This window comes from Bacillus infantis, assembly GCF_050107595.1.
In the GTDB taxonomy this organism is placed as follows: domain Bacteria; phylum Bacillota; class Bacilli; order Bacillales; family Cytobacillaceae; genus Bacillus_AB; species Bacillus_AB infantis_C.
This window is the reverse complement of record NZ_JBNILH010000004.1, coordinates 171,323-190,948: the sequence shown is the minus strand read 5'-3', so window position 1 is coordinate 190,948 and position 19,626 is coordinate 171,323. Positions and strand designations below refer to the sequence as shown.

The following is a 19,626-nucleotide window of genomic DNA, read 5'->3' as shown; positions in this document are numbered from 1 at the left end:
TTTATGTAGAATAACGGTAAATTTTAGTAGAATCATGCGAGATTTATGTAGAATAACGGTAAATTTGGGTAGAATCATGCGAAATTTAGGCAGAATCTTTGTGGTTATTGAATAGAACAATATAAAAATCAGCAGAATTCTCCAGAGCTGCTTCGAAAATCTGACCCTTAATCTAAATCGTCCCCCATATTTGGCAGAAACCAGCAAAAGGCAGGTCCAAACAGTAATGAGCGGCAGGAATAGAGCCTTGATTCCACCGCATCAGGCACAGCACCGATAGCATGCCGTTCACCGAAGAATACTAATCTCATTCTGCTCTTCTCCGGCGGCTTGCACATGTGATATACTACTGTAGTTAAGGCTGGCACAGGTGTGCGAGTGATTTGCCTGCTGCCTAGAGATGAGGGATTACATGAGCAAAGACTCAAAAGCAAGACAACCGATGGGGAAACTACTTTCATTCATCCCGAATGGCGAATATTATTTTTCAAAAGGGATCAAATCCTTTCACCGCCGGGATTTTCATAAAGCAAGCAAATATCTGCAGCGTGCGATGCAGCTGGAGCCGGGCGAGCCGATGATTGCCTGCCAGCTGGCGATCGTATATACAGAATTGAATGAATACCAGAAGTCTAATAAGCTGCTGCATCTTGTCCTGGAGGAGCTTGACGAGGAAATGGCTGAATGCCATTACTTCCTTGCCAATAATTATGCCCACCTTGGATTCTTCAAGGATGCTTATCAGCATGCCAATACGTATTTGGAGCTTGAGCCTGACGGAGAGTTCATCGAGGATACCGAGGATCTTCTGGAGCTTTTGACACTGGAGGCTGAGGATCTGGATGAAGAACTGTATGAGCAGGATGATCTGATCACCAAGCAGGAACAGGCAAGGGAGCTTCTTGAATCAGGGCATTTCCCGAAAGCAGTGGAAATTCTGAGCACGGTGATCGAGGATTATCCGGAATATTGGTCTGCATACAATAATCTGGCGCTTGCCCATTTTTACCTGGGAGAAGTAAACAAGGCGAACGATATCCTTGATGAGGTGCTTGTACGCAACCAGGGCAATCTTCATGCGCTCTGCAATAAGCTCGTGTTTGCCTATTACCAGCATGATCTTGAGGAGGTAAGGGCTTTAGTTGCTACACTGAAAAAAATCCAGCCGCTTCTGATCGATCACCAGTTTAAGCTGGGGGCAACCTTCGCGCTGGTCGGTGAATACGAGCCTGCCTACAAATGGCTGCGCAAGCTTCACAAGTCAGGCTATGAGGGAGATGGCGCCTTTTATTACTGGCTTTCTTATTCCTCTTACTTCACGGGGAAAGAAGACCAGGCCAGGAACTTCTGGAAAAGGGTGCTGGAATACAGCCCTGAAAAGGCGGGCCTTGAGCCATGGAACGAAGATAAGCCGGAAACGGCCGGCTTCGAGGACCATCTGGATTCCATCTATAAAAAGCTGAACAGTGAATATGCGGAGGAACGTTTATTTGCCCTATTCCTTGCTTCAAAATCAGGCAGCAAAGACGAGATTCTAGCAAGCAAGGATGTTAAGCAGAATCCAAAATTCACAAGCGTTGACCGGGAATATGCATCATTGATTGAAATGGTCGCACCAGAAAAAAACAGTGTGAAAATTGCCCATGAAACAGCAGAGCTCTTATACAGTCACCATAAGCCGATCGGTACAGTTGAAGCTGGATTGTACCTGGCATGGTTTACTGTCTTCAATGAAGCCGAAGGTCAGGGGCTTCTTGCCAAGAATGCAAAAGCATGGGCCGGGGCTGTGGAATATGTCTGGAGAAAGCAGCGCAGCGAAAAAGTGTCGCAGCAAAGTGTCGCAGCCCAGTACGGACTTTCTGCTTCCACATTGCAGAAGTATGTAAAATCAGTCAGCAGCATTCTTAAATGAGCAGATTCTTGGACTGTATCCCTATTGTTTTATAGGATATGGTTAGTAAGTAAATACTACTGAAACAACCGCTGTTTTTCTTGGGAATAAACGTACTGCTCCATCAGTTCCTTCTGCCTGCCGAGGCGGCAAAGGCAATTTTTCAGAGCGGTAATATGATAATATAAAAGCATTTCTCAGGGGGATCAGCAAGTCCTAGTGAAGGAGTGGAGCAAGATGACAGAAGAAAAAATTTATGATGTCATCATCGCTGGCGCAGGACCGGCCGGAATGACAGCTGCTGTGTATACATCCCGTGCCAACCTGTCTACATTGATGATTGAACGCGGCGTACCGGGAGGGCAAATGGCCAACACAGAAGAAGTCGAAAACTATCCTGGTTTCGATCATATCCTTGGCCCTGACCTGTCCACTAAAATGTTCGACCACGCCAAGAAATTCGGCGCTGAATATGCATATGGCGATATCAAAGAAATCATCGACGGCGAAGAATTCAAAACCGTTGTGGCAGGTGCAAAACAATATAAAGCCCGCGCTGTAATCATTACAACGGGTGCTGAATATAAAAAAATCGGTGTGCCGGGTGAAAAAGAGCTCGGCGGCCGCGGTGTATCTTATTGTGCCGTCTGTGATGGCGCCTTCTTCAAAGGCAAAGAGCTTGTTGTTGTCGGCGGAGGTGATTCTGCTGTCGAGGAGGGCGTCTACCTGACCCGTTTCGCGGAAAAAGTGACCATCGTCCACCGCCGCGACGAGCTGCGTGCACAGGCAATCCTTCAGCAGCGCGCATTTGACAATGAGAAGGTTGACTTTATCTGGAACTCTACAGTAAAAGAAATCAACGAAAGCGAAGGCAAGGTAGGAAGCGTGACCCTTGTTTCCACTGAAAATGGGGAAGAGCGGGAATTCAAGGCAGATGGGGTATTCATCTATATTGGCATGGTTCCTCTGTCTAAGCCTTTCCAAAGCCTTGGCATCACCAATGAGAACGGCTATATCGAAACAAACGAACGCATGGAAACAAAGGTTCCCGGCATTTTCGCTGCCGGCGACATCCGCGAGAAAATGCTTCGCCAGATCGTGACAGCAACAGGCGACGGCAGCATCGCCGCCCAAAGTGCCCAGCACTATGTGGAAGAACTGATGGAATCTTTAAAGGCGAAAGCTTAAATATTGTTTGAAAAAACGCTCATTCTTGAAATGGGCGTTTTTATTCATAATCTGGCTCAGCAGCTGCGGTTTCCGCAAGAGAAATTTAAAAAAGATGCCGCTTCCATCCACCGGCAGCAATAGGCCGAAAGCCGTATTGTACAAGGCTTGCGGTCAGCTTTTTACTAAAGAAATAAAAAGTCATTTTGTTTTAATCCTACTGTAACAGTAGTGCAATAAACATCGGGTAATATAGGAATAGAAATTGACCCCCTTTTAAGATATAATCCTTTGTGCAGCACAGGCATACATAGCCTGTGCTCTTTTTTTTGGGCGAAGGCAAGACGCATCCGCCTCTAAATTTACACAACATCCATTTTCATTTCATTGTGGCTGGATGACAAAAATAGTATAATGAAAAGAATATATTCGACAGGACTGCCTGTGCGGCGGTCATGAGAAGGAAATGCTGAGGTGAGGCTGTTGCAGCGGGTCACGAATTGTGTGCTGTTGAAGGAAAATCAAGTGTTGCTTTTACAAAAACCGAGACGTGGCTGGTGGGTAGCACCCGGCGGAAAGATGGAGCCGGGTGAATCAGTCCGGGATTCCTGCATCAGGGAATTCCGCGAGGAGACAGGCATATATTTAAGAAACCCGGGCTTGAAGGGGATCTTTACCTTCATTATGAAAGACGGGGATAAGGTGCTTTCTGAATGGATGATGTTTACTTTCCTTGCACGGGAGTCTGATGGCATCAATCTGGATGAGTCGGAGGAAGGGAAGCTGGCCTGGCATGATTTTGATGATATCAAGAATCTGCCGATGGCTGCAGGCGATTATCACATTCTTGAATATATGATTCATGGAAATGGGATTATTTACGGGACGTTTACGTATACGCCGAATTTCGAGCTTCTAAGCTACCGGCTGGATCCGAGTTAAATAATATAGATTACAGGGGGAGAACAGGAATGAGCAGCGGTGCGGCGACTGATACACAAATGGTCATAATAACTGGGATGTCGGGAGCAGGGAAAACAGTGGCGATCCAGAGTTTTGAGGATCTTGGCTTTTTCTGTGTGGATAACCTGCCTCCGACTCTGCTTCCGAAATTTCTTGAACTGATGAAGGAATCAGGGAATAAGATGAATAAGGTTGCGCTGGTCATGGACCTTCGAGGCAGGGAGTTCTTTGATCATTTATTCAAGGCGCTGGACGATTTGGCCGAAACTTCATGGGTGGCTCCGCAGATTTTGTATCTGGATGCGGATGACTCTACATTGGTCAGGCGCTACAAGGAAACGCGGCGCTCCCATCCTCTTGCTCCGTCAGGTTTGCCTCTTGAGGGCATCAAGCTTGAAAGGGAGCTTCTGGAGGAGCTGAAGGGAAGGGCCCAGCTGATATACAAAACATCAAACATGAAGCCGCGGGAGCTCAGGGAGAAAATCCTTGATGAGTTTTCAGTTAACAGGAAGACGACATTTACCGTCAATGTGATGTCATTCGGCTTCAAGCATGGCCTGCCGATAGACGCGGATCTTGTGTTTGATGTACGTTTTCTGCCAAATCCCCATTACATCGAGAGCATGAGGCCGAAAACCGGCTTGGACGAAGATGTGTCAACATATGTATTGAAATGGAATGAAACCAATAAATTTCTCGAAAAAGTTACAGATCTGCTGAGCTTCATGCTCCCTCACTATAAGCGCGAGGGCAAGGCACAGCTGGTGATTGCGATTGGCTGCACAGGCGGCCAGCACCGTTCTGTAGCCCTCGCTGAGCATATTGCCCGCTTTTATGAGAAGGATTACCATACACACATCACTCATCGCGATATCGAGAGGAGAAAGGATAAAACAACATGACAGGTACAGAACAGCCTAGAATCGTCATCATAGGGGGAGGCACAGGGCTCCCGGTCCTCCTGCGCGGTCTGAAGAAGCATCCGGCAGATATCACAGCCATCGTGACGGTTGCTGATGATGGCGGGAGCTCGGGCCGCCTCCGGAATGAACTGCAGATTCCTCCCCCTGGGGATATTCGAAATGTTTTAGCTGCACTGTCTGACGTAGAGCCGCTCGTCGAGGAAATGTTCCAGCACAGGTTCAGCACCTCGAATGAGCTGTCCGGCCATTCACTTGGCAACCTGATCCTTGCTGCCATGACCTCGATCACAGGCAATTTCACTCATGCCATCCAGGAAATGAGCAAGGTCCTGAATGTAAGGGGAAAGGTGCTCCCGGCCGCAGACCAGAGTGTAGTCCTCCATGCTGAGATGGAGGATGGGACGATTGTTTCAGGAGAATCCAAGATCCCATACTCCGGGAAAAAAATCAAAAAAGTTTTCCTGAGTCCGGAGGATGTCAATGCCCTGCCGGAGACCATCCAGGCCATCAGGCAGGCAGATCTGATCATCATCGGGCCTGGCAGCCTTTATACAAGCATACTGCCCAACCTCCTTGTTCCGAACCTCGGGAGAGAGGTCTGCAATGCGAAGGCCAAAAAGGTCTATATCTGTAATCTGATGACGCAGGCAGGGGAGACGCTTGATTTTACGGCGAGTGATCATGTAAAGGCCATATATGACCATATGAACTGTTCTTTTATCAATACGATTCTTGTCAATAAGGAAGATATTCCGGAAGAAATACAGGAGCGGTACAGCGAGGAGCTGGCCAAGCCTGTCCATTATGATGTTGCCAACCTGCAGGGGCTGGGCCTTGAAGTTGTCCATGGCGATATCGTCAGCCTGAACGGAGGCGTCATCCGCCATGATACACAGGAAGTAGCAGATATTTTATTTTCTTTACTAATAAATGAAACCAGCAAGCGATATAAAGCGTAAATATAAATGTGCAAGCGTTTGTCTGGGCGGGGGGTGAAGGTATGTCTTTCGCTTCGGAAACGAAAAAGGAATTAACCAACCTTGAAGTTAAAGACTGCTGCGGCAAGGCTGAATTATCAGCGCTTATTCGGATGAACGGATCACTCTCTTTTTCCAGCCGGAAATTAATTGTGGATATCCAGACAGAGAATGCCGCGATAGCGAGAAGAATTTATACACTGACGAAGAAGAATTACACCGTTCAAGTGGAGCTGCTTGTACGAAAAAAGATGCGCCTGAAAAAGAATAACGTCTATATTGTAAGACTGGCGCAGCAGGCGCAGGAAATACTCGCCGACCTGAAGATCCTGAAAGAGGGATTTGATTTCACTCATGATATTTCTGAGGAGCTTGTGAAGAAAAAATGCTGCAAGCGCTCCTATCTGCGCGGCGCCTTCCTAGCCGGCGGATCGGTGAACAACCCTGAAACATCATCTTATCACTTGGAAATTTTTTCACTATACAAAGAGCATAATGATTCTTTGTGTGAATTGATGAATACATTTGGATTGAACAGCAAGACGCTTGAAAGAAAGAAAGGCTTTATTACGTATTTGAAGGAAGCCGAAAAGATCACCGAATTCCTGAACATTATCGGTGCCCACGGAGCGCTGCTGCGCTTTGAGGATATCCGGATTGTCAGGGATATGAGGAACTCCGTGAACAGGCTTGTAAACTGCGAGACCGCCAATCTGAATAAAACAATCGGCGCGGCCCTCAGGCAGGTCGAGAATATCCGTTATATCAAGGATACGGTCGGCCTTGATATACTCCCGGAAAAGCTTAGGGAAATTGCGGAGCTTCGGGTGGCCTATCAGGATGTGACTCTGAAGGAGCTTGGGGAAATGGTGTCAGGCAGCCATATCAGCAAATCAGGCATTAATCACCGGCTGAGAAAAATAGATGAAATAGCAGAAAAACTGCGTTTAGGTGAATCCATAACAGGCAATTAGAAATAAGATAATATGGGAGGTTAGAGAGAAATGGTTGAAAAACAAGTGGAAGTAAAGCTGCGGACCGGTCTTCAGGCCCGTCCTGCCGCCCTGTTTGTCCAGGAAGCAAACCGCTTTTCTTCAGATATCTTTTTGGAGAAGGACGGGAAGAAGGTCAATGCGAAAAGCATCATGGGCCTTATGAGCCTCGCAGTCAGCACAGGCTCTGTTGTGAACCTGGTGGCTGATGGAAGTGATGAAGAGGAAGCACTCGAAGAGCTTTCGCAATATATCCAGCAGGAGAGCTGAAAAAACTGAAAAGGCACCCTGAGCATTTGTGCAGGGCGCTTTTTCTTTGTTTAACAACATAATCTCTTTAACCATAAAAAAGAGGGCTGAACCTGTCAGCCCTCTTGCTCCCTTTACTTGTCTTTCTTTTCTTCCAGGACATTGCGGGTGATGATCTGGTCGATCAGCCCGTATTCCAATGCTCTCTCAGCTGTCATGAAATTGTCGCGGTCTGTATCCTTTGCGATTACTTCAAGCGGCTGGCCTGTGCGTTCTGAAAGGATCTGGTTCAGCTTTTCGCGAAGGAAAAGGATGCGCTTTGCGGCAATTTCGATTTCTGTTGCCTGACCCTGCGCTCCGCCCAGCGGCTGATGGATCATAACTTCACTGTTTGGAAGGGCATAACGCTTGCCTTTCTCGCCTGCTGCCAGAAGGAATGCGCCCATGGAAGCGGCCATGCCGATGCAGACTGTGGAAACCTTCGGACGGATGTACTGCATTGTATCATAAATGGCCATACCGGCAGTGATGCTGCCGCCAGGGCTGTTGATGTACAAAGTGATATCCTTTTCAGGGTTTTCTGCTTCCAGGAATAGCAGCTGAGCTACAATGGAGTTTGACACATTATCATCGATCGCACTTCCAAGCATGATGATGCGGTCTTTCAGAAGGCGTGAATAAATATCGTATGCCCGCTCGCCCCTGTTTGTCTGTTCAATAACTGTAGGGATTAAATTCATTTGTCAGTTCCTCCTTCAAGATAAAGATCCAACATACAACGGATTAAAGCATGTTCTTCCATAAGAAGAAATATTTTGGGTTCTGTATGTAATCATTATGATACACTGATGGTCAATAAAGGTCAAACAAATCGCTTATGGAAATCCAGTATATGCTGCAATCATTTTATTCTCTCTTTAGCAGGATATACCTGCTTAATGCGGTATAATAATTGCATTGATAAAAATTTCCTTATCCATAACCATCATACCCACCTCTTCTTTTTTTAAACAAAGCAAACTGAAAATTGAAGCTGGAATACGGGCATGTAAATCAGTAAGCTGGAGGCTGCGATTTTGTCTAAAAAGAAGAAATCATTTTTTCATAATAAGCTGCGGCTTGCAGGGCTGGGCCTGATTATTCTGGCGCTGGCCGGATATGCTGCCTATAATTATACTTCACTCGGAAAGGGTGAAAGGGCTGCGGAGGAAAGGGCTGCTGTTTCAAAAGGGGAAAAGGATCTGAATAAGCTGTTTCCGACTAATATGAAAGAAGAAGCTGTCCAGCAGGCCATCCACGATATGAGCCATCAGAAGGTCAAGGCAGAAAACAAATGGGGCGCGCTGCAGATTACGCCTGACAGGATCAGCAGGCTGATGAGTGTGGTCGAGGCCAATGAAATGAGCTATAAGCATTCAAGTGTGTACCTGGATATCCTGGAAAGCTGGAAGGAAGGTGACTTTTCTTCAGCAGCCAGTGACCATAACAGGATATGGAAGCTCCAGGGCGGGACTGTCGGAGAAGCCAAAGGCCTCCTGAGTAAGGAAGAGGAACAGAAGTATATCGAGAAAAACTTCAAATAAAATCGGCCGCTCCAGTCAATCAGTGTTTAACCATTGACAAAAAGCGGCCAGCTTTAGTATTATATACTAGTGTCTTATAGAAGACCTGTATGATTTGCCCTCGTGGTGCAACGGATAGCACGTAAGATTCCGGTTCTTGAGATGTGGGTTCGATTCCTGCCGAGGGCGTACCAAAAGCCTCCTGCCTGTAATAGGGCTAGAGGCTTTTTTCGTTTGAAGACTTTACAGCTTCGCGGGACGAACACCATGGAGTCATTCCCATAGTCCGAAATGCGAAAAGCTTATCCTTTCTTTATATATATTCCCATTCACCATTCCCCTCCCATCATGTAAAATAGAAGAAGGGGGAATGTGCGATGAACATGAATGCAGGTTTATTTCAGCAGCAGTCGCTTAAATTGGCGATGACACAGGAGTTATCCCAGGCAATTGCGCTCCTTCAATATTCTGCGCTTGAGCTTACGGCCTTTCTTGAGAGCAGGGCGCTTGAAAATCCCCTTATGCAGGTGGAGACAGAAACGGTAAGGGCGATGGATCCGCGCCGCGACAGAGTCAGAGGCGCAAACAGCAAGCTGAAAAAGGATGACAGATCGTGGATTGAGCAGATCAGGGCAAAAGACAATCTGCTTGAGGACTATTTGATCTCACAGCTTGAAATTAAATATATATCACCTCTGATGGATAAGATCATCAGAAGGATTATTGCAAGTATAGATGAAAACGGTTACTTTTGTGATAGTATCACAGAAATTGCGGATGAGCTCTGTGTCAGTGAGGAAGATGCCGCGGAAGCGCTCGCGGAGCTTCAGCTTTTGGAGCCGGCAGGCATTGGGGCGCGGACGCTGCAGGAATGCCTCCTTTTGCAGGTGCAGCGGCTTTTGCGTCCGGATGAACTCGCCGAAGTGATCATTGAAGAGCATTTTGAATGGTTTGCAGATAAGAAGTGGAAGCCGCTGGCCTCGCTCCTTGGTGTGGAGCTGAGGGATATCCAGCGTGTTTCTGATTTAGTCAGGTCCCTCAACCCTAGGCCTGCGGCGGCTTTTTCAAAGGAAAGTGCCGGCTATATTGTCCCTGATGTGGCCGTCAGCTGGGACGGCAGCTCTTTCCTGATAACAGTCCAGGATGAGCAGCTCCCGAAAGTCAGCTTTAACAGCCAGTATTATGAAAGTTTTAAAAGCACTGGCGATAAAGAGGTCAGGAAATATCTTCAGGACCGGTCGCAGGACTATAATTGGATTGTGCGCAGTTTGGAACAAAGGAAAGAAACGATCAGAAAGGTTACAATGAAACTGGTAGAGAAGCAGCAGGATTTTTTCATTGATGGACCTTCGAAGCTGAAGCCGATGACAATGAAAGAAATCGCGGATGAACTGGAGATCCATGAGTCGACAGTGAGCCGGACGGTCCGCGAAAAATATATCCAGACTCCTTTTGGCACATTTGAGCTGAAGACCTTTTTTACAAGCACAGTGAAAACAACCGGGACGGATGGTGCATCCTCTGCAGGAGTCAAGCAGAAAATATCTGCGCTTGTCGATGGTGAGGATAAATTGAAGCCTCTATCTGACTCTGAGATTATGGCCATTTTGGAGAAAGAAGATGCTATCGTCATTTCAAGGCGGACGGTCGCCAAATACAGGGACCAGCTGGGTATCCCTTCCTCAGCGAAACGCAAAAGATATGAATGAAGAAAGAAGGAAGTATATTGAAGGACCGACAGATGCGATTATATACAAGAGAAGGCTGCCATTTATGCGATCATGCAAAAAAAATAATCCTGAATCTTCAGGCAGCACATGAATTTGAACTAGAAGAAGTGGATATCAGCACCAATGATGATCTGACTGAACGGTATGGGCTTATGATTCCTGTCGTGGAACTGGACGGAGAAGAGGTCCAATATGGGCGGATTGATCAATTTACGCTATATGAAGCGCTTACAGAAAAAAACCAATCCTAATCAGTTGAATTCGCAAATCACTCCTGCTAGAATGTAATTATAACAGGGGTGATTTTTTTTGGTTCAAGCGGGACATAATATGTCTATGCGGGACAGAAATTGACCACGCTAGAGCGTTCCTATATGGAATACTTCTAAAAAAGGGGCATGCGATGGACTCATTGATCGATATACAAAAAAGATTATTGCCTGATTTACTTACTGTTATGCAAAAACGCTACCAAATTCTTCAGTACATAGGTTTTATGCAGCCGGTGGGCCGAAGAAGTCTGGCAGTGAGCCTTGGATCGACGGAAAGAGTGCTTAGAAGCGAGGTTGATTTCCTAAAGAATCAAAATCTTATCTCTGTAGCAAGTTCAGGTATGAATCTGACAGCCGAAGGCAAGGATTTACTGGAAAGACTTGAAAGCATAATGAGAGACATAACGGGTATAGACATACTGGAAGCAAGGCTGAAAGAAGTGCTTGGCGTCCGGCAGGTGATTGTGGTTGCCGGCAACAGCGATGAATCACCATGGGTGAAAAGCGAGCTTGGCAGGGCCTGCGCGGCCAGTATGAAACAGCGGCTTAAGGGCAAGAATACCGTTGCAGTAACGGGCGGATCTACCATGGCGGCCGTGGCGGAGATGCTGACGCCAAATCTTTTTGACGATGAATTGCTGTTCGTCCCTGCACGGGGCGGCATCGGCGAAGAAGTCAAAAACCAGGCGAATACAATTTGTGCCATGATGGCGGAGCACACAGCTTCCCGCCACAAATTCCTTCATGTCCCGGATCAGGTAAGCAAGACGATGTACGAGACAATCATGAAGGAACCCGTTATCAATGAAGTATTGAATCTGATAAAATCCGCTGGAATGGTTTTACACGGAATTGGAGACGCTATAACAATGGCGGAGCGCCGGAAAACGACACCGGAGGATTTATTGAAGATTCAGGAGCGAAAAGCAGTAGGAGAAGCTTTCGGCTATTATTTTGATGAAGCGGGCGAAGTGGTCCATAAAGTGCAGACCATAGGGCTTCAGCTCAAAGACCTGGCGCATATCGATCATGTTATTGCAGTTGCCGGAGGGTCTTCGAAGGCTAAGGCAATCAGAGCCTATATGAAGCAGGCGCCGTCCTCAACAATCCTGATTACGGATGAAGGCGCAGCTGAACAGTTGTTAAAAGGGTAACCCCCTTTAATATAAAACTAACAAATATCCCTACTATGTAAAGGAGGAAATATTAACATGGCAGTTAAAGTTGGTATTAATGGATTTGGAAGAATCGGGCGCAACGTATTCCGCGCAGCACTTAAGAACTCAGAAGTAGAAGTTGTAGCGGTAAACGACCTTACAGATGCAAACATGCTTGCGCACCTTTTAAAATATGACACAGTTCACGGCACACTTAACGAAGAAGTTTCTGTAGACGGAGATTTCCTAGTAGTAGGCGGCCAGCGAGTGAAGGTTCTTGCAGAGCGCGACCCTGCCCAGCTTGGATGGGGCGACCTTGGCGTTGAAGTAGTAGTAGAATCTACTGGACGCTTCACAAAGCGCGACGATGCAGCTAAACACTTAGAAGCAGGCGCGAAGAAAGTTATCATTTCAGCTCCAGCTTCTGACGAAGATATCACAATCGTTATGGGTGTTAACCATGACAAATATGATGCAGGAAGCCACCATGTTATCTCAAATGCATCTTGTACAACAAACTGCTTAGCGCCATTCGCTAAAGTACTGAACGACAAGTTCGGAATCAAGCGCGGTATGATGACTACTGTCCACTCATACACAAATGACCAGCAGATCCTTGACCTTCCGCACAAAGACTACCGTCGTGCGCGTGCTGCTGCAGAAAACATCATTCCAACAACAACTGGTGCTGCTAAAGCAGTATCCCTTGTATTGCCTGAACTGAAAGGCAAATTGAACGGCGGAGCTATGCGTGTTCCAACTCCAAACGTTTCTCTTGTTGACCTTGTTGCTGAGCTTGACAAAGACGTAACAGCTGAAGAAATCAACGCAGCGTTCAAAGCAGCTTCAGAAGGCGACCTTAAAGGAATCCTTGCTTACAGCGAAGAGCCGCTTGTATCAAGCGACTACAACGGAAGCCCTGCTTCTTCTACTATTGATGCATTGTCAACAATGGTTATGGAAGGCAGCATGGTAAAAGTGATCTCTTGGTATGACAACGAGTCAGGCTACTCTAACCGCGTTGTAGACCTTGTAGACTACATTGCAAAGCAAGGCCTTTAATAGGTAAAGTTTAAATCAATAAAACTGCTATTGTTTGGTCCTGTATGAACTCCGGGAACCGAAGCATTCCTCTAAAACCTTGTTTTATTGGATAAAAAAATAGCGAACATCTATAATGATGGGGAAAAGGGGAGCGGGAAACAATTCCCTCTCCCTTTTCTTTTGAAAACTATCAAAACTGGGAGGTCCTTTGCCGTGAACAAAAAAAGCGTAAAAGACATTGATTTAAAAGGTAAACGCGTTTTTTGCCGTGTGGACTTTAACGTGCCGATGAAAGACGGCTCTATTACGGACGAAACTCGCATCACAGCAGCTCTTCCTACCATTCAGTATCTGACTGAACAGGGAGCTAAAGTCATCCTTGCAAGCCACCTTGGCCGTCCAAAAGGCCAGGCAGTAGAAGAACTGCGCCTTACACCGGTTGCCAAGCGCTTATCAGAGCTGTTGGGCAAGGATGTAAAGAAAGCAGACGAAGCCTATGGTGAAGCTGTACAAGGGATGGTTTCCGAAATGGCTGAGGGCGATGTTCTCCTTCTTGAAAACGTCCGCTTCTACCCTGGTGAAGAAAAGAATGATCCTGAGCTGGCAAAATCGTTTGCAGAGCTTGCGGATGTGTATGTAAATGATGCATTCGGGGCTGCCCACCGTGCACATGCATCCACAGAAGGCATTGCACACCACCTTCCGGCTGTTTCCGGCCTGCTGATGGAAAAGGAACTGGACGTTCTTGGAAAAGCAATGTCCAATCCGGAGCGCCCATTTACGGCAATTGTCGGCGGAGCGAAGGTAAAGGACAAGATCGGTGTCATCGAAAACCTGCTTGATAAGGTAGATAATCTGATCATTGGCGGAGGACTTGCTTATACGTTCGTAAAAGCACAAGGCCATGAAATCGGGAAATCCCTTCTTGAAGAAGACAAAATCGATCTTGCCAATTCATTTATAAAAAAGGCAGAAGAAAAAGGCGTTAAATTCTATATGCCTGTTGATGTGCTTGTTGCGGATGACTTTTCGGAAGATGCCAATATTAAAGAAGTTTCCATTGAAGAAATTCCTTCAGACTGGGAAGCGCTTGATATCGGTCCGAAAACGCGTGCCATCTATCAGGATGTTATTAAATCAAGCAAGCTTGTCATTTGGAACGGCCCTATGGGTGTATTTGAACTGAATGCATTTGCAGGCGGAACGAAAGCAGTAGCCGAAGCCCTTGCTGAATCCCAGGATACATATTCGGTAATCGGCGGCGGAGACTCTGCGGCTGCAGTCGAAAAGTTTGATCTTGCTGATAAAATGAGCCATATCTCAACAGGCGGCGGCGCTTCCCTCGAATTCATCGAAGGAAAAGAGCTTCCTGGTGTAACGGCTTTGAATGATAAATAAGCAAAAGATTTGAAAGGATGTGCCGGAATGCGTAAATCAATTATTGCAGGCAACTGGAAAATGCATAAAACCCTTCCTGAAGCGAAAAGCTTCTTAGAGGAAATAAACGGCCTTGTTCCTTCAAAGGAAAGTGTTGATACAGTCGTTTGTGCTCCAGCTTTATTTTTAGAGCGACTTGTTGAAAGTGCAGAAGGCCATGATGTGGCAATCGGCGCCCAAAACATGCACTTTGAAGAAAGCGGTGCTTTCACAGGCGAAATCAGCCCGAAAGCCCTTCAGGACATCGGTGTATCTTATGTAGTGCTTGGCCACTCAGAACGCCGTGAAATGTTCAACGAAACAGACGAAGCTGTTAACAAAAAGACTTTGGCTGCATTCAACTACAACCTGACTCCGATTGTTTGTGTCGGCGAATCGCTCGAACAGCGCGAAAACGGCGAAACAACGGAAATCGTCGGCAGCCAGGTGAAAAAAGCCCTTGCCGGCCTGACAGAAGACCAGGTGAAGCAGACTGTTATCGCTTATGAGCCTATCTGGGCAATCGGTACAGGCAAATCTTCCACTTCTGCGGATGCAAATGAAGTTTGCGCCCATATCCGCCAGGTGGTAGGCGAGGAATTCTCAAGCGCGGCAGCTGAGGCAATCCGCATCCAGTACGGCGGAAGCGTTAAGCCGGAAAACATCAAAGAATATATGGCCCAGCCCGATATCGATGGTGCACTGGTCGGAGGGGCGAGCCTTGAGCCAAACTCATTCCTTCAATTACTGGAGGCAGGCAAGAATGAGTAAATCCCCAGTAGCACTGATCATCCTGGACGGATTCGCCCTGCGCGGCGAACGGATGGGAAACGCAGTTGCTCAAGCGAACAAACCGAACTTTGAACGTTATTGGAACAAATATCCCCACTCTACTCTGCAGGCAAGCGGTGAAGCAGTCGGCCTTCCTGAAGGGCAGATGGGGAACTCTGAAGTAGGACACCTGAATATCGGTGCCGGAAGGATCGTCTACCAAAGCCTGACAAGGGTTAACGTGGCCATCCGTGAAGGCGAGTTTGAAAAGAATCAAACCTTTTTAGACGCGATTAACCATGCAAAGGAGAACAATAAAGCTCTCCATCTGTTTGGCCTTCTGTCTGACGGCGGTGTCCACAGCCATATCCACCACCTGTACGCCCTGCTCAAGCTTGCTGCTGATGAGGGGCTGAAAAAGGTATATATCCACGGTTTCCTTGACGGCCGAGACGTCGGTCCGAAGACAGCCGAGAAATATATCAAAGAAGCACAGGAAAAAATCAAGGAATATGGAGTAGGCGAATTTGCAACCATCTCAGGGCGCTACTATTCCATGGACCGCGACAAGCGCTGGGACCGTGTGGAAAAATCCTACCGTGCGATGGTGTACGGAGATGGACCATCTTATTCCGATCCGCTTGAATTGGTTGAAGACAACTATAAAAACGGAATTTTTGACGAGTTCGTCATTCCATCCGTGATTACGAGGGAAAACGGTGAGCCGGTGGCAACCATTGAAGATAATGACTCAGTCATTTTCTACAATTTCCGCCCGGACCGTGCGATCCAGATTTCCAATACATTTACAAACAAAGATTTCAGATCCTTTGACAGGGGCCCTGGGCACCCGCAGAATCTGCACTTTGTCTGCTTCACTCACTTCAGCGAAACCGTTGACGGCTATGTAGCGTTCAAGCCTAATAACCTGGACAACACGATCGGCGAGGTTTTGGCCCAGAACGATCTTAAACAGCTGCGCATCGCTGAGACTGAGAAATACCCGCACGTAACATTCTTTATGAGCGGCGGGCGTGAAGAGAAATTCCCGGGCGAAGAACGGATCCTCATCAATTCGCCAAAAGTGGCAACCTATGATCTTCAGCCTGAAATGAGTGCATATGAAGTGACAGATGCCCTCGTGAAGGAAATAGAAGCCGATAACTTTGATGCTATCATCCTGAACTTTGCCAATCCTGATATGGTCGGGCACTCCGGAATGCTCGAGCCGACAGTGAAAGCAATTGAAACAGTGGATGAATGCCTTGGCCGCATTGTTGACCTGATCATTCAAAAAGGCGGTCATGCCATCATCACAGCTGACCACGGAAATGCTGACGAAGTTGTCACTCTTGAAGGCAATCCGATGACAGCCCACACCACTAATCCGGTGCCTGTCATCGTAACAAAAGAAGGGGATGAGCTGCGCGAGGACGGAATCCTTGCTGATCTTGCCCCAACCATGCTTGACCTGCTCGGAGTTGAAAAGCCGGTAGAAATGACCGGTACAACCATTCTAAAATAATAATCCAATTTTAAGGAGAGATTTTACTATGCCATTTATCCAGCACGTATATGCCCGCGAAGTATTAGATTCCCGCGGTAACCCAACAGTTGAAGTAGAAGTATTAACAGAATCAGGATTCTTCGGAAGAGCAATCGTTCCTTCCGGCGCATCTACAGGCGAGCACGAAGCAGTTGAGCTTCGCGACGGCGACAAGTCCCGCTACCTTGGAAAAGGTGTTCAAAATGCAGTGGACAACGTAAACAACCTGATCTCTGAAGCGATCATCGGCATGGATGTAACAGACCAGGTCGGAATCGACCGCACAATGATCGAGCTTGACGGTACTGAAAACAAAGGCAAATTGGGCGCTAACGCAATCCTTGGCGTATCCATGGCTTGTGCGCACGCTGCAGCTGAATCTGTAGGCCTGCCATTATACCGCTACCTTGGCGGATTCAACGCGAAGCAGCTTCCAACTCCAATGATGAACATCATCAACGGCGGATCACACGCTGACAACAACGTTGACTTCCAGGAATTCATGATCCTTCCTGTAGGAGCTCCTACTTTCAAGGAAGCGATCCGCATGGGTGCTGAAGTATTCCACGCGCTTAAGAAGGTTCTTTCCGGCAAAGGCCTTAACACAGCAGTCGGCGACGAAGGCGGATTCGCTCCAAACCTTGGTTCTAACCGCGAAGCACTTGAAGTAATCATCGAAGCAATCAAGAGCGCCGGCTATGAGCCAGGCAAAGACATCCTTCTTGGCATGGACGTTGCTTCTTCTGAGTTCTACAACAAAGAAACAGGCAAATACGATCTTGCAGGCGAAGGCCGCACAGGCTTATCTTCAGAAGATATGGTTAACTTCTACGAAGAGCTGGTAAACGAATTCCCAATCCTTTCAATCGAAGACGGACTGGATGAAAACGACTGGGAAGGCCACAAGCTTCTGACTGACCGCATCGGCGGAAAAGTTCAGCTTGTCGGAGATGACCTTTTCGTAACAAACACTAAGAAGCTTGCACAAGGTATCGAGCAGGGCGTAGGCAACTCCATCCTGATCAAAGTGAACCAGATCGGTACACTGACTGAAACATTCGAAGCTATCGAAATGGCTAAGCGCGCAGGCTACACTGCAGTTGTATCTCACCGTTCAGGTGAAACAGAAGATGCCACAATCGCTGACATCGCTGTTGCAACAAACGCAGGCCAAATCAAAACCGGTTCTATGAGCCGTACTGACCGCATCGCGAAATATAACCAGCTTCTGCGCATCGAAGACGAGCTTGGCGATCTGGCTGTATATGATGGATTGAAATCTTTTTATAACCTGAAGAAGTAATTCTTTTTGGGAGAGACACCAGCCTTTGGGGGCTGGTGTTTTTTTGGTTTGTTGGGTGGGGTTTTGCTTGAGATTGGGCCAGCGCGGAGGGCAGTCGCAAATAAATCTGGAAAGTCGCAAATATATTTGAAAACTCGCAAATAAATCACGAGACTCGCAAATATATCGAATAAGTCGCAAATATCCCCAAAAAGTCGCAAATAAACATTTCCCTACTTCATAAATTCCTCCGTAGCAAAGTATGATTTTCCTTTTTTCTCTCCATTAGATGGTAAACCAGCTCCTTTTAATAGCCTGGAAGCAGCAAAAACAGATTCCACCCCCGCAAACTCCCTAAATCCCCCATTCGTGATCTCCTTCCCAAACAAAAGGAAGTAATCCTTCAAGGCCGCGATATGCGCAGACTTGTCCTTTGCCCCGCATTTCGGGCACAGCCACGTCCCATATACTCTTACAGCAGGAATATGGCCGCAGCTGCCGCAATGGATACCCATCCTCACATTATCCGGGCTGATTCTCATCCTCGACAAGATATCAATACTTTCAGGTGTATGGTGTTTGCTCAGCAGTTTGGAGGTTTTTCTCAGCTCTTTCGCATCCATAAGGGCTTGCTGATAGTGCCCGCTCAGTTCTTCCACCTTCCCAAGAAGGCGGTGGCTGTGGATGACCGTTCGGCTGATGGCTGGAGAGTTCGCTTTGAGGACAGTGGAGGGTTTGCTGATGACAACAAGGGCTTCGACGGGGAGAGGGATGCTGCGTTCCGCAAACCAGCGGGCCAGCTGTTTTTTATGATGTTCTGCCTGTGCAATCGGATTGGGGAAGCCTTCTTCTTTTTCATCCTGGGTGCGGATCATCTGGCTGAATTGCTTATCAAATGAAAGGGTGCCCAGAATATTTTTAACCTCCAGGATAAGTGCGAAATGAGCATGCAAGACGAGGATGTCAATTTGAAAAAAACTGCCGGATAGGCCGATCCGCAAATCATGCAGTACTAGAAGCTCTTTTTCGGGCAGCATCGATAAATAATAATCAAGGGACAATTCACCATAGTAGCCCGCCCAGCGTTTCGCGAGATCTTCCTTAACACGGAGCCATTCGGGACTTCCTTCCTCCAGGCGCCGCAGTAAAGCTTCCAGGGCAAGAATTCGCTCTGGGACAGTCAACTCTTTTACAATCATACCCTTCCTCCTTAACGGTAAGATACAGGACATTACTTGTTAATTCGTTTCCTGTCTCTCGTTTTCCTCCCTTAAAGAAACGCTTCCAGGTTTAGAGAGTGAAAAACAACCAAGCCTCTGTATGTTTCCGCAACTCCTCAATCTCTTCCACCTAACATTGCTATTGTCCAATCCGCCAAAATATGATAAATTAAGAATAATGTGATTGTACGTTTCAGGAGGTGGACTTCATGTACACATTTTTAATTACACTGTTGATTATTGTTTCAGTTGCTCTTATAGTTGTTGTACTTCTTCAATCAGGGAAAAGTGCGGGTCTTTCCGGCGCAATTTCAGGTGGTGCCGAGCAGCTTTTCGGCAAGCAAAAGGCGCGCGGGCTTGATCTTATACTCCACCGTGTAACGATTGTGTTATCTGTACTGTTTTTTGTTTTAACAATTGCTGTCGCTTATTTTGTAAAATAATGAAGCTGCTGCCTGGCCCTG

General features: G+C 47.0%; 20 protein-coding genes and 1 tRNA gene. 18 read left to right on the top strand and 3 right to left on the bottom strand.

All coding sequences use genetic code 11. The features are described 5' to 3' along the window. Window positions 1-167: 167 nt before the first annotated feature. Window positions 168-311, bottom strand: a complete 144-nt coding sequence (locus ACQCVH_RS10260; RefSeq protein WP_426835580.1) for a hypothetical protein — start codon at window positions 309-311, stop codon at window positions 168-170. Between the two features lie 101 nt (window positions 312-412). Here ACQCVH_RS10260 and ACQCVH_RS10255 point away from each other — a divergent pair, with 101 nt between their 5' ends. The 7 genes from ACQCVH_RS10255 to ACQCVH_RS10225 all read left to right on the top strand — a co-directional run bounded on the left by ACQCVH_RS10255 (window position 413) and on the right by ACQCVH_RS10225 (window position 7,183). Further along, on the top strand, window positions 413-1,912 hold the full coding sequence (locus ACQCVH_RS10255; RefSeq protein ID WP_426835579.1) for a tetratricopeptide repeat protein: 1,500 nt from the start codon (window positions 413-415) through the stop codon (window positions 1,910-1,912). A 216-nt stretch (window positions 1,913-2,128) separates the two neighbouring features. Beyond that, a complete protein-coding gene (gene trxB, locus ACQCVH_RS10250) occupies window positions 2,129-3,079 on the top strand; it encodes a thioredoxin-disulfide reductase (RefSeq protein WP_426835578.1) in 951 nt (316 codons plus the stop codon). 462 nt (window positions 3,080-3,541) lie between these two features. Then, window positions 3,542-4,000: an 8-oxo-dGTP diphosphatase gene (locus tag ACQCVH_RS10245; protein ID WP_094768572.1), complete on the top strand. Its 459-nt coding sequence runs from the start codon at window positions 3,542-3,544 to the stop codon at window positions 3,998-4,000. Window positions 4,001-4,029: 29 nt separating this feature from the next. Beyond that, complete coding sequence (gene rapZ / locus ACQCVH_RS10240) at window positions 4,030-4,923, top strand: RNase adapter RapZ (protein ID WP_426835577.1); 894 nt, start codon at window positions 4,030-4,032, stop codon at window positions 4,921-4,923. Continuing rightward, window positions 4,920-5,903, top strand: coding sequence for a gluconeogenesis factor YvcK family protein (locus ACQCVH_RS10235; protein ID WP_426835576.1), 984 nt, complete (start codon window positions 4,920-4,922; stop codon window positions 5,901-5,903). Before rapZ ends, ACQCVH_RS10235 begins: the two co-directional genes overlap by 4 nt. A gap of 41 nt (window positions 5,904-5,944) precedes the next feature. Further along, window positions 5,945-6,895: a DNA-binding protein WhiA gene (whiA, locus tag ACQCVH_RS10230; RefSeq protein ID WP_257992364.1), complete on the top strand. Its 951-nt coding sequence runs from the start codon at window positions 5,945-5,947 to the stop codon at window positions 6,893-6,895. Between the two features lie 30 nt (window positions 6,896-6,925). Beyond that, window positions 6,926-7,183, top strand: a complete 258-nt coding sequence (locus ACQCVH_RS10225) for an HPr family phosphocarrier protein (RefSeq protein WP_009793068.1) — start codon at window positions 6,926-6,928, stop codon at window positions 7,181-7,183. A gap of 113 nt (window positions 7,184-7,296) precedes the next feature. On the opposite strand, the gene clpP is transcribed toward ACQCVH_RS10225, so the two are convergent. Then, window positions 7,297-7,902 (bottom strand): ATP-dependent Clp endopeptidase proteolytic subunit ClpP, encoded by a 606-nt coding sequence (gene clpP, locus ACQCVH_RS10220; protein WP_101549461.1) that lies wholly within the window; start codon window positions 7,900-7,902, stop codon window positions 7,297-7,299. A gap of 336 nt (window positions 7,903-8,238) precedes the next feature. Here clpP and ACQCVH_RS10215 point away from each other — a divergent pair, with 336 nt between their 5' ends. The 10 genes from ACQCVH_RS10215 (at window position 8,239) to eno (ending at window position 17,963) form a co-directional block, all read left to right on the top strand. Then, a complete protein-coding gene (locus ACQCVH_RS10215) occupies window positions 8,239-8,745 on the top strand; it encodes a DUF6241 domain-containing protein (RefSeq protein ID WP_426835575.1) in 507 nt (168 codons plus the stop codon). 96 nt (window positions 8,746-8,841) lie between these two features. After that, window positions 8,842-8,913, top strand: a tRNA-Arg gene (locus ACQCVH_RS10210). 188 nt (window positions 8,914-9,101) lie between these two features. Then, window positions 9,102-10,433 (top strand): RNA polymerase factor sigma-54, encoded by a 1,332-nt coding sequence (gene rpoN / locus ACQCVH_RS10205; protein WP_426835574.1) that lies wholly within the window; start codon window positions 9,102-9,104, stop codon window positions 10,431-10,433. Between the two features lie 17 nt (window positions 10,434-10,450). Beyond that, entirely contained in the window at window positions 10,451-10,705 is a 255-nt protein-coding gene (locus ACQCVH_RS10200) for a glutaredoxin family protein (RefSeq protein WP_426835573.1), read from the top strand. 152 nt (window positions 10,706-10,857) lie between these two features. Continuing rightward, window positions 10,858-11,880, top strand: coding sequence for a sugar-binding transcriptional regulator (locus tag ACQCVH_RS10195; protein WP_426835572.1), 1,023 nt, complete (start codon window positions 10,858-10,860; stop codon window positions 11,878-11,880). Window positions 11,881-11,937: 57 nt separating this feature from the next. Continuing rightward, the gene (gap, locus tag ACQCVH_RS10190; RefSeq protein WP_094768528.1) at window positions 11,938-12,945 is read left to right on the top strand and encodes a type I glyceraldehyde-3-phosphate dehydrogenase; all 1,008 of its coding nucleotides are present in this window, start codon (window positions 11,938-11,940) and stop codon (window positions 12,943-12,945) included. Between the two features lie 195 nt (window positions 12,946-13,140). After that, window positions 13,141-14,325, top strand: coding sequence for a phosphoglycerate kinase (locus ACQCVH_RS10185; RefSeq protein WP_257992358.1), 1,185 nt, complete (start codon window positions 13,141-13,143; stop codon window positions 14,323-14,325). A gap of 27 nt (window positions 14,326-14,352) precedes the next feature. Continuing rightward, window positions 14,353-15,114: a triose-phosphate isomerase gene (gene tpiA, locus ACQCVH_RS10180; RefSeq protein ID WP_426835571.1), complete on the top strand. Its 762-nt coding sequence runs from the start codon at window positions 14,353-14,355 to the stop codon at window positions 15,112-15,114. Further along, entirely contained in the window at window positions 15,107-16,639 is a 1,533-nt protein-coding gene (gpmI, locus tag ACQCVH_RS10175; protein ID WP_426835570.1) for a 2,3-bisphosphoglycerate-independent phosphoglycerate mutase, read from the top strand. Before tpiA ends, gpmI begins: the two co-directional genes overlap by 8 nt. Before the next feature lie 28 nt (window positions 16,640-16,667). Continuing rightward, a complete protein-coding gene (gene eno, locus ACQCVH_RS10170) occupies window positions 16,668-17,963 on the top strand; it encodes a phosphopyruvate hydratase (RefSeq protein ID WP_009793079.1) in 1,296 nt (431 codons plus the stop codon). A gap of 212 nt (window positions 17,964-18,175) precedes the next feature. Here the strand turns inward: eno and ACQCVH_RS10165 are convergent, their stop codons facing one another. Beyond that, complete coding sequence (locus ACQCVH_RS10165) at window positions 18,176-19,141, bottom strand: nuclease-related domain-containing protein (protein WP_426835569.1); 966 nt, start codon at window positions 19,139-19,141, stop codon at window positions 18,176-18,178. Window positions 19,142-19,371: 230 nt separating this feature from the next. On the opposite strand from ACQCVH_RS10165, the gene secG reads away from it, so the two are divergent. Beyond that, window positions 19,372-19,605 (top strand): preprotein translocase subunit SecG, encoded by a 234-nt coding sequence (gene secG / locus ACQCVH_RS10160; RefSeq protein WP_224902449.1) that lies wholly within the window; start codon window positions 19,372-19,374, stop codon window positions 19,603-19,605. The last annotated feature ends 21 nt before the right edge of the window (window positions 19,606-19,626 follow it).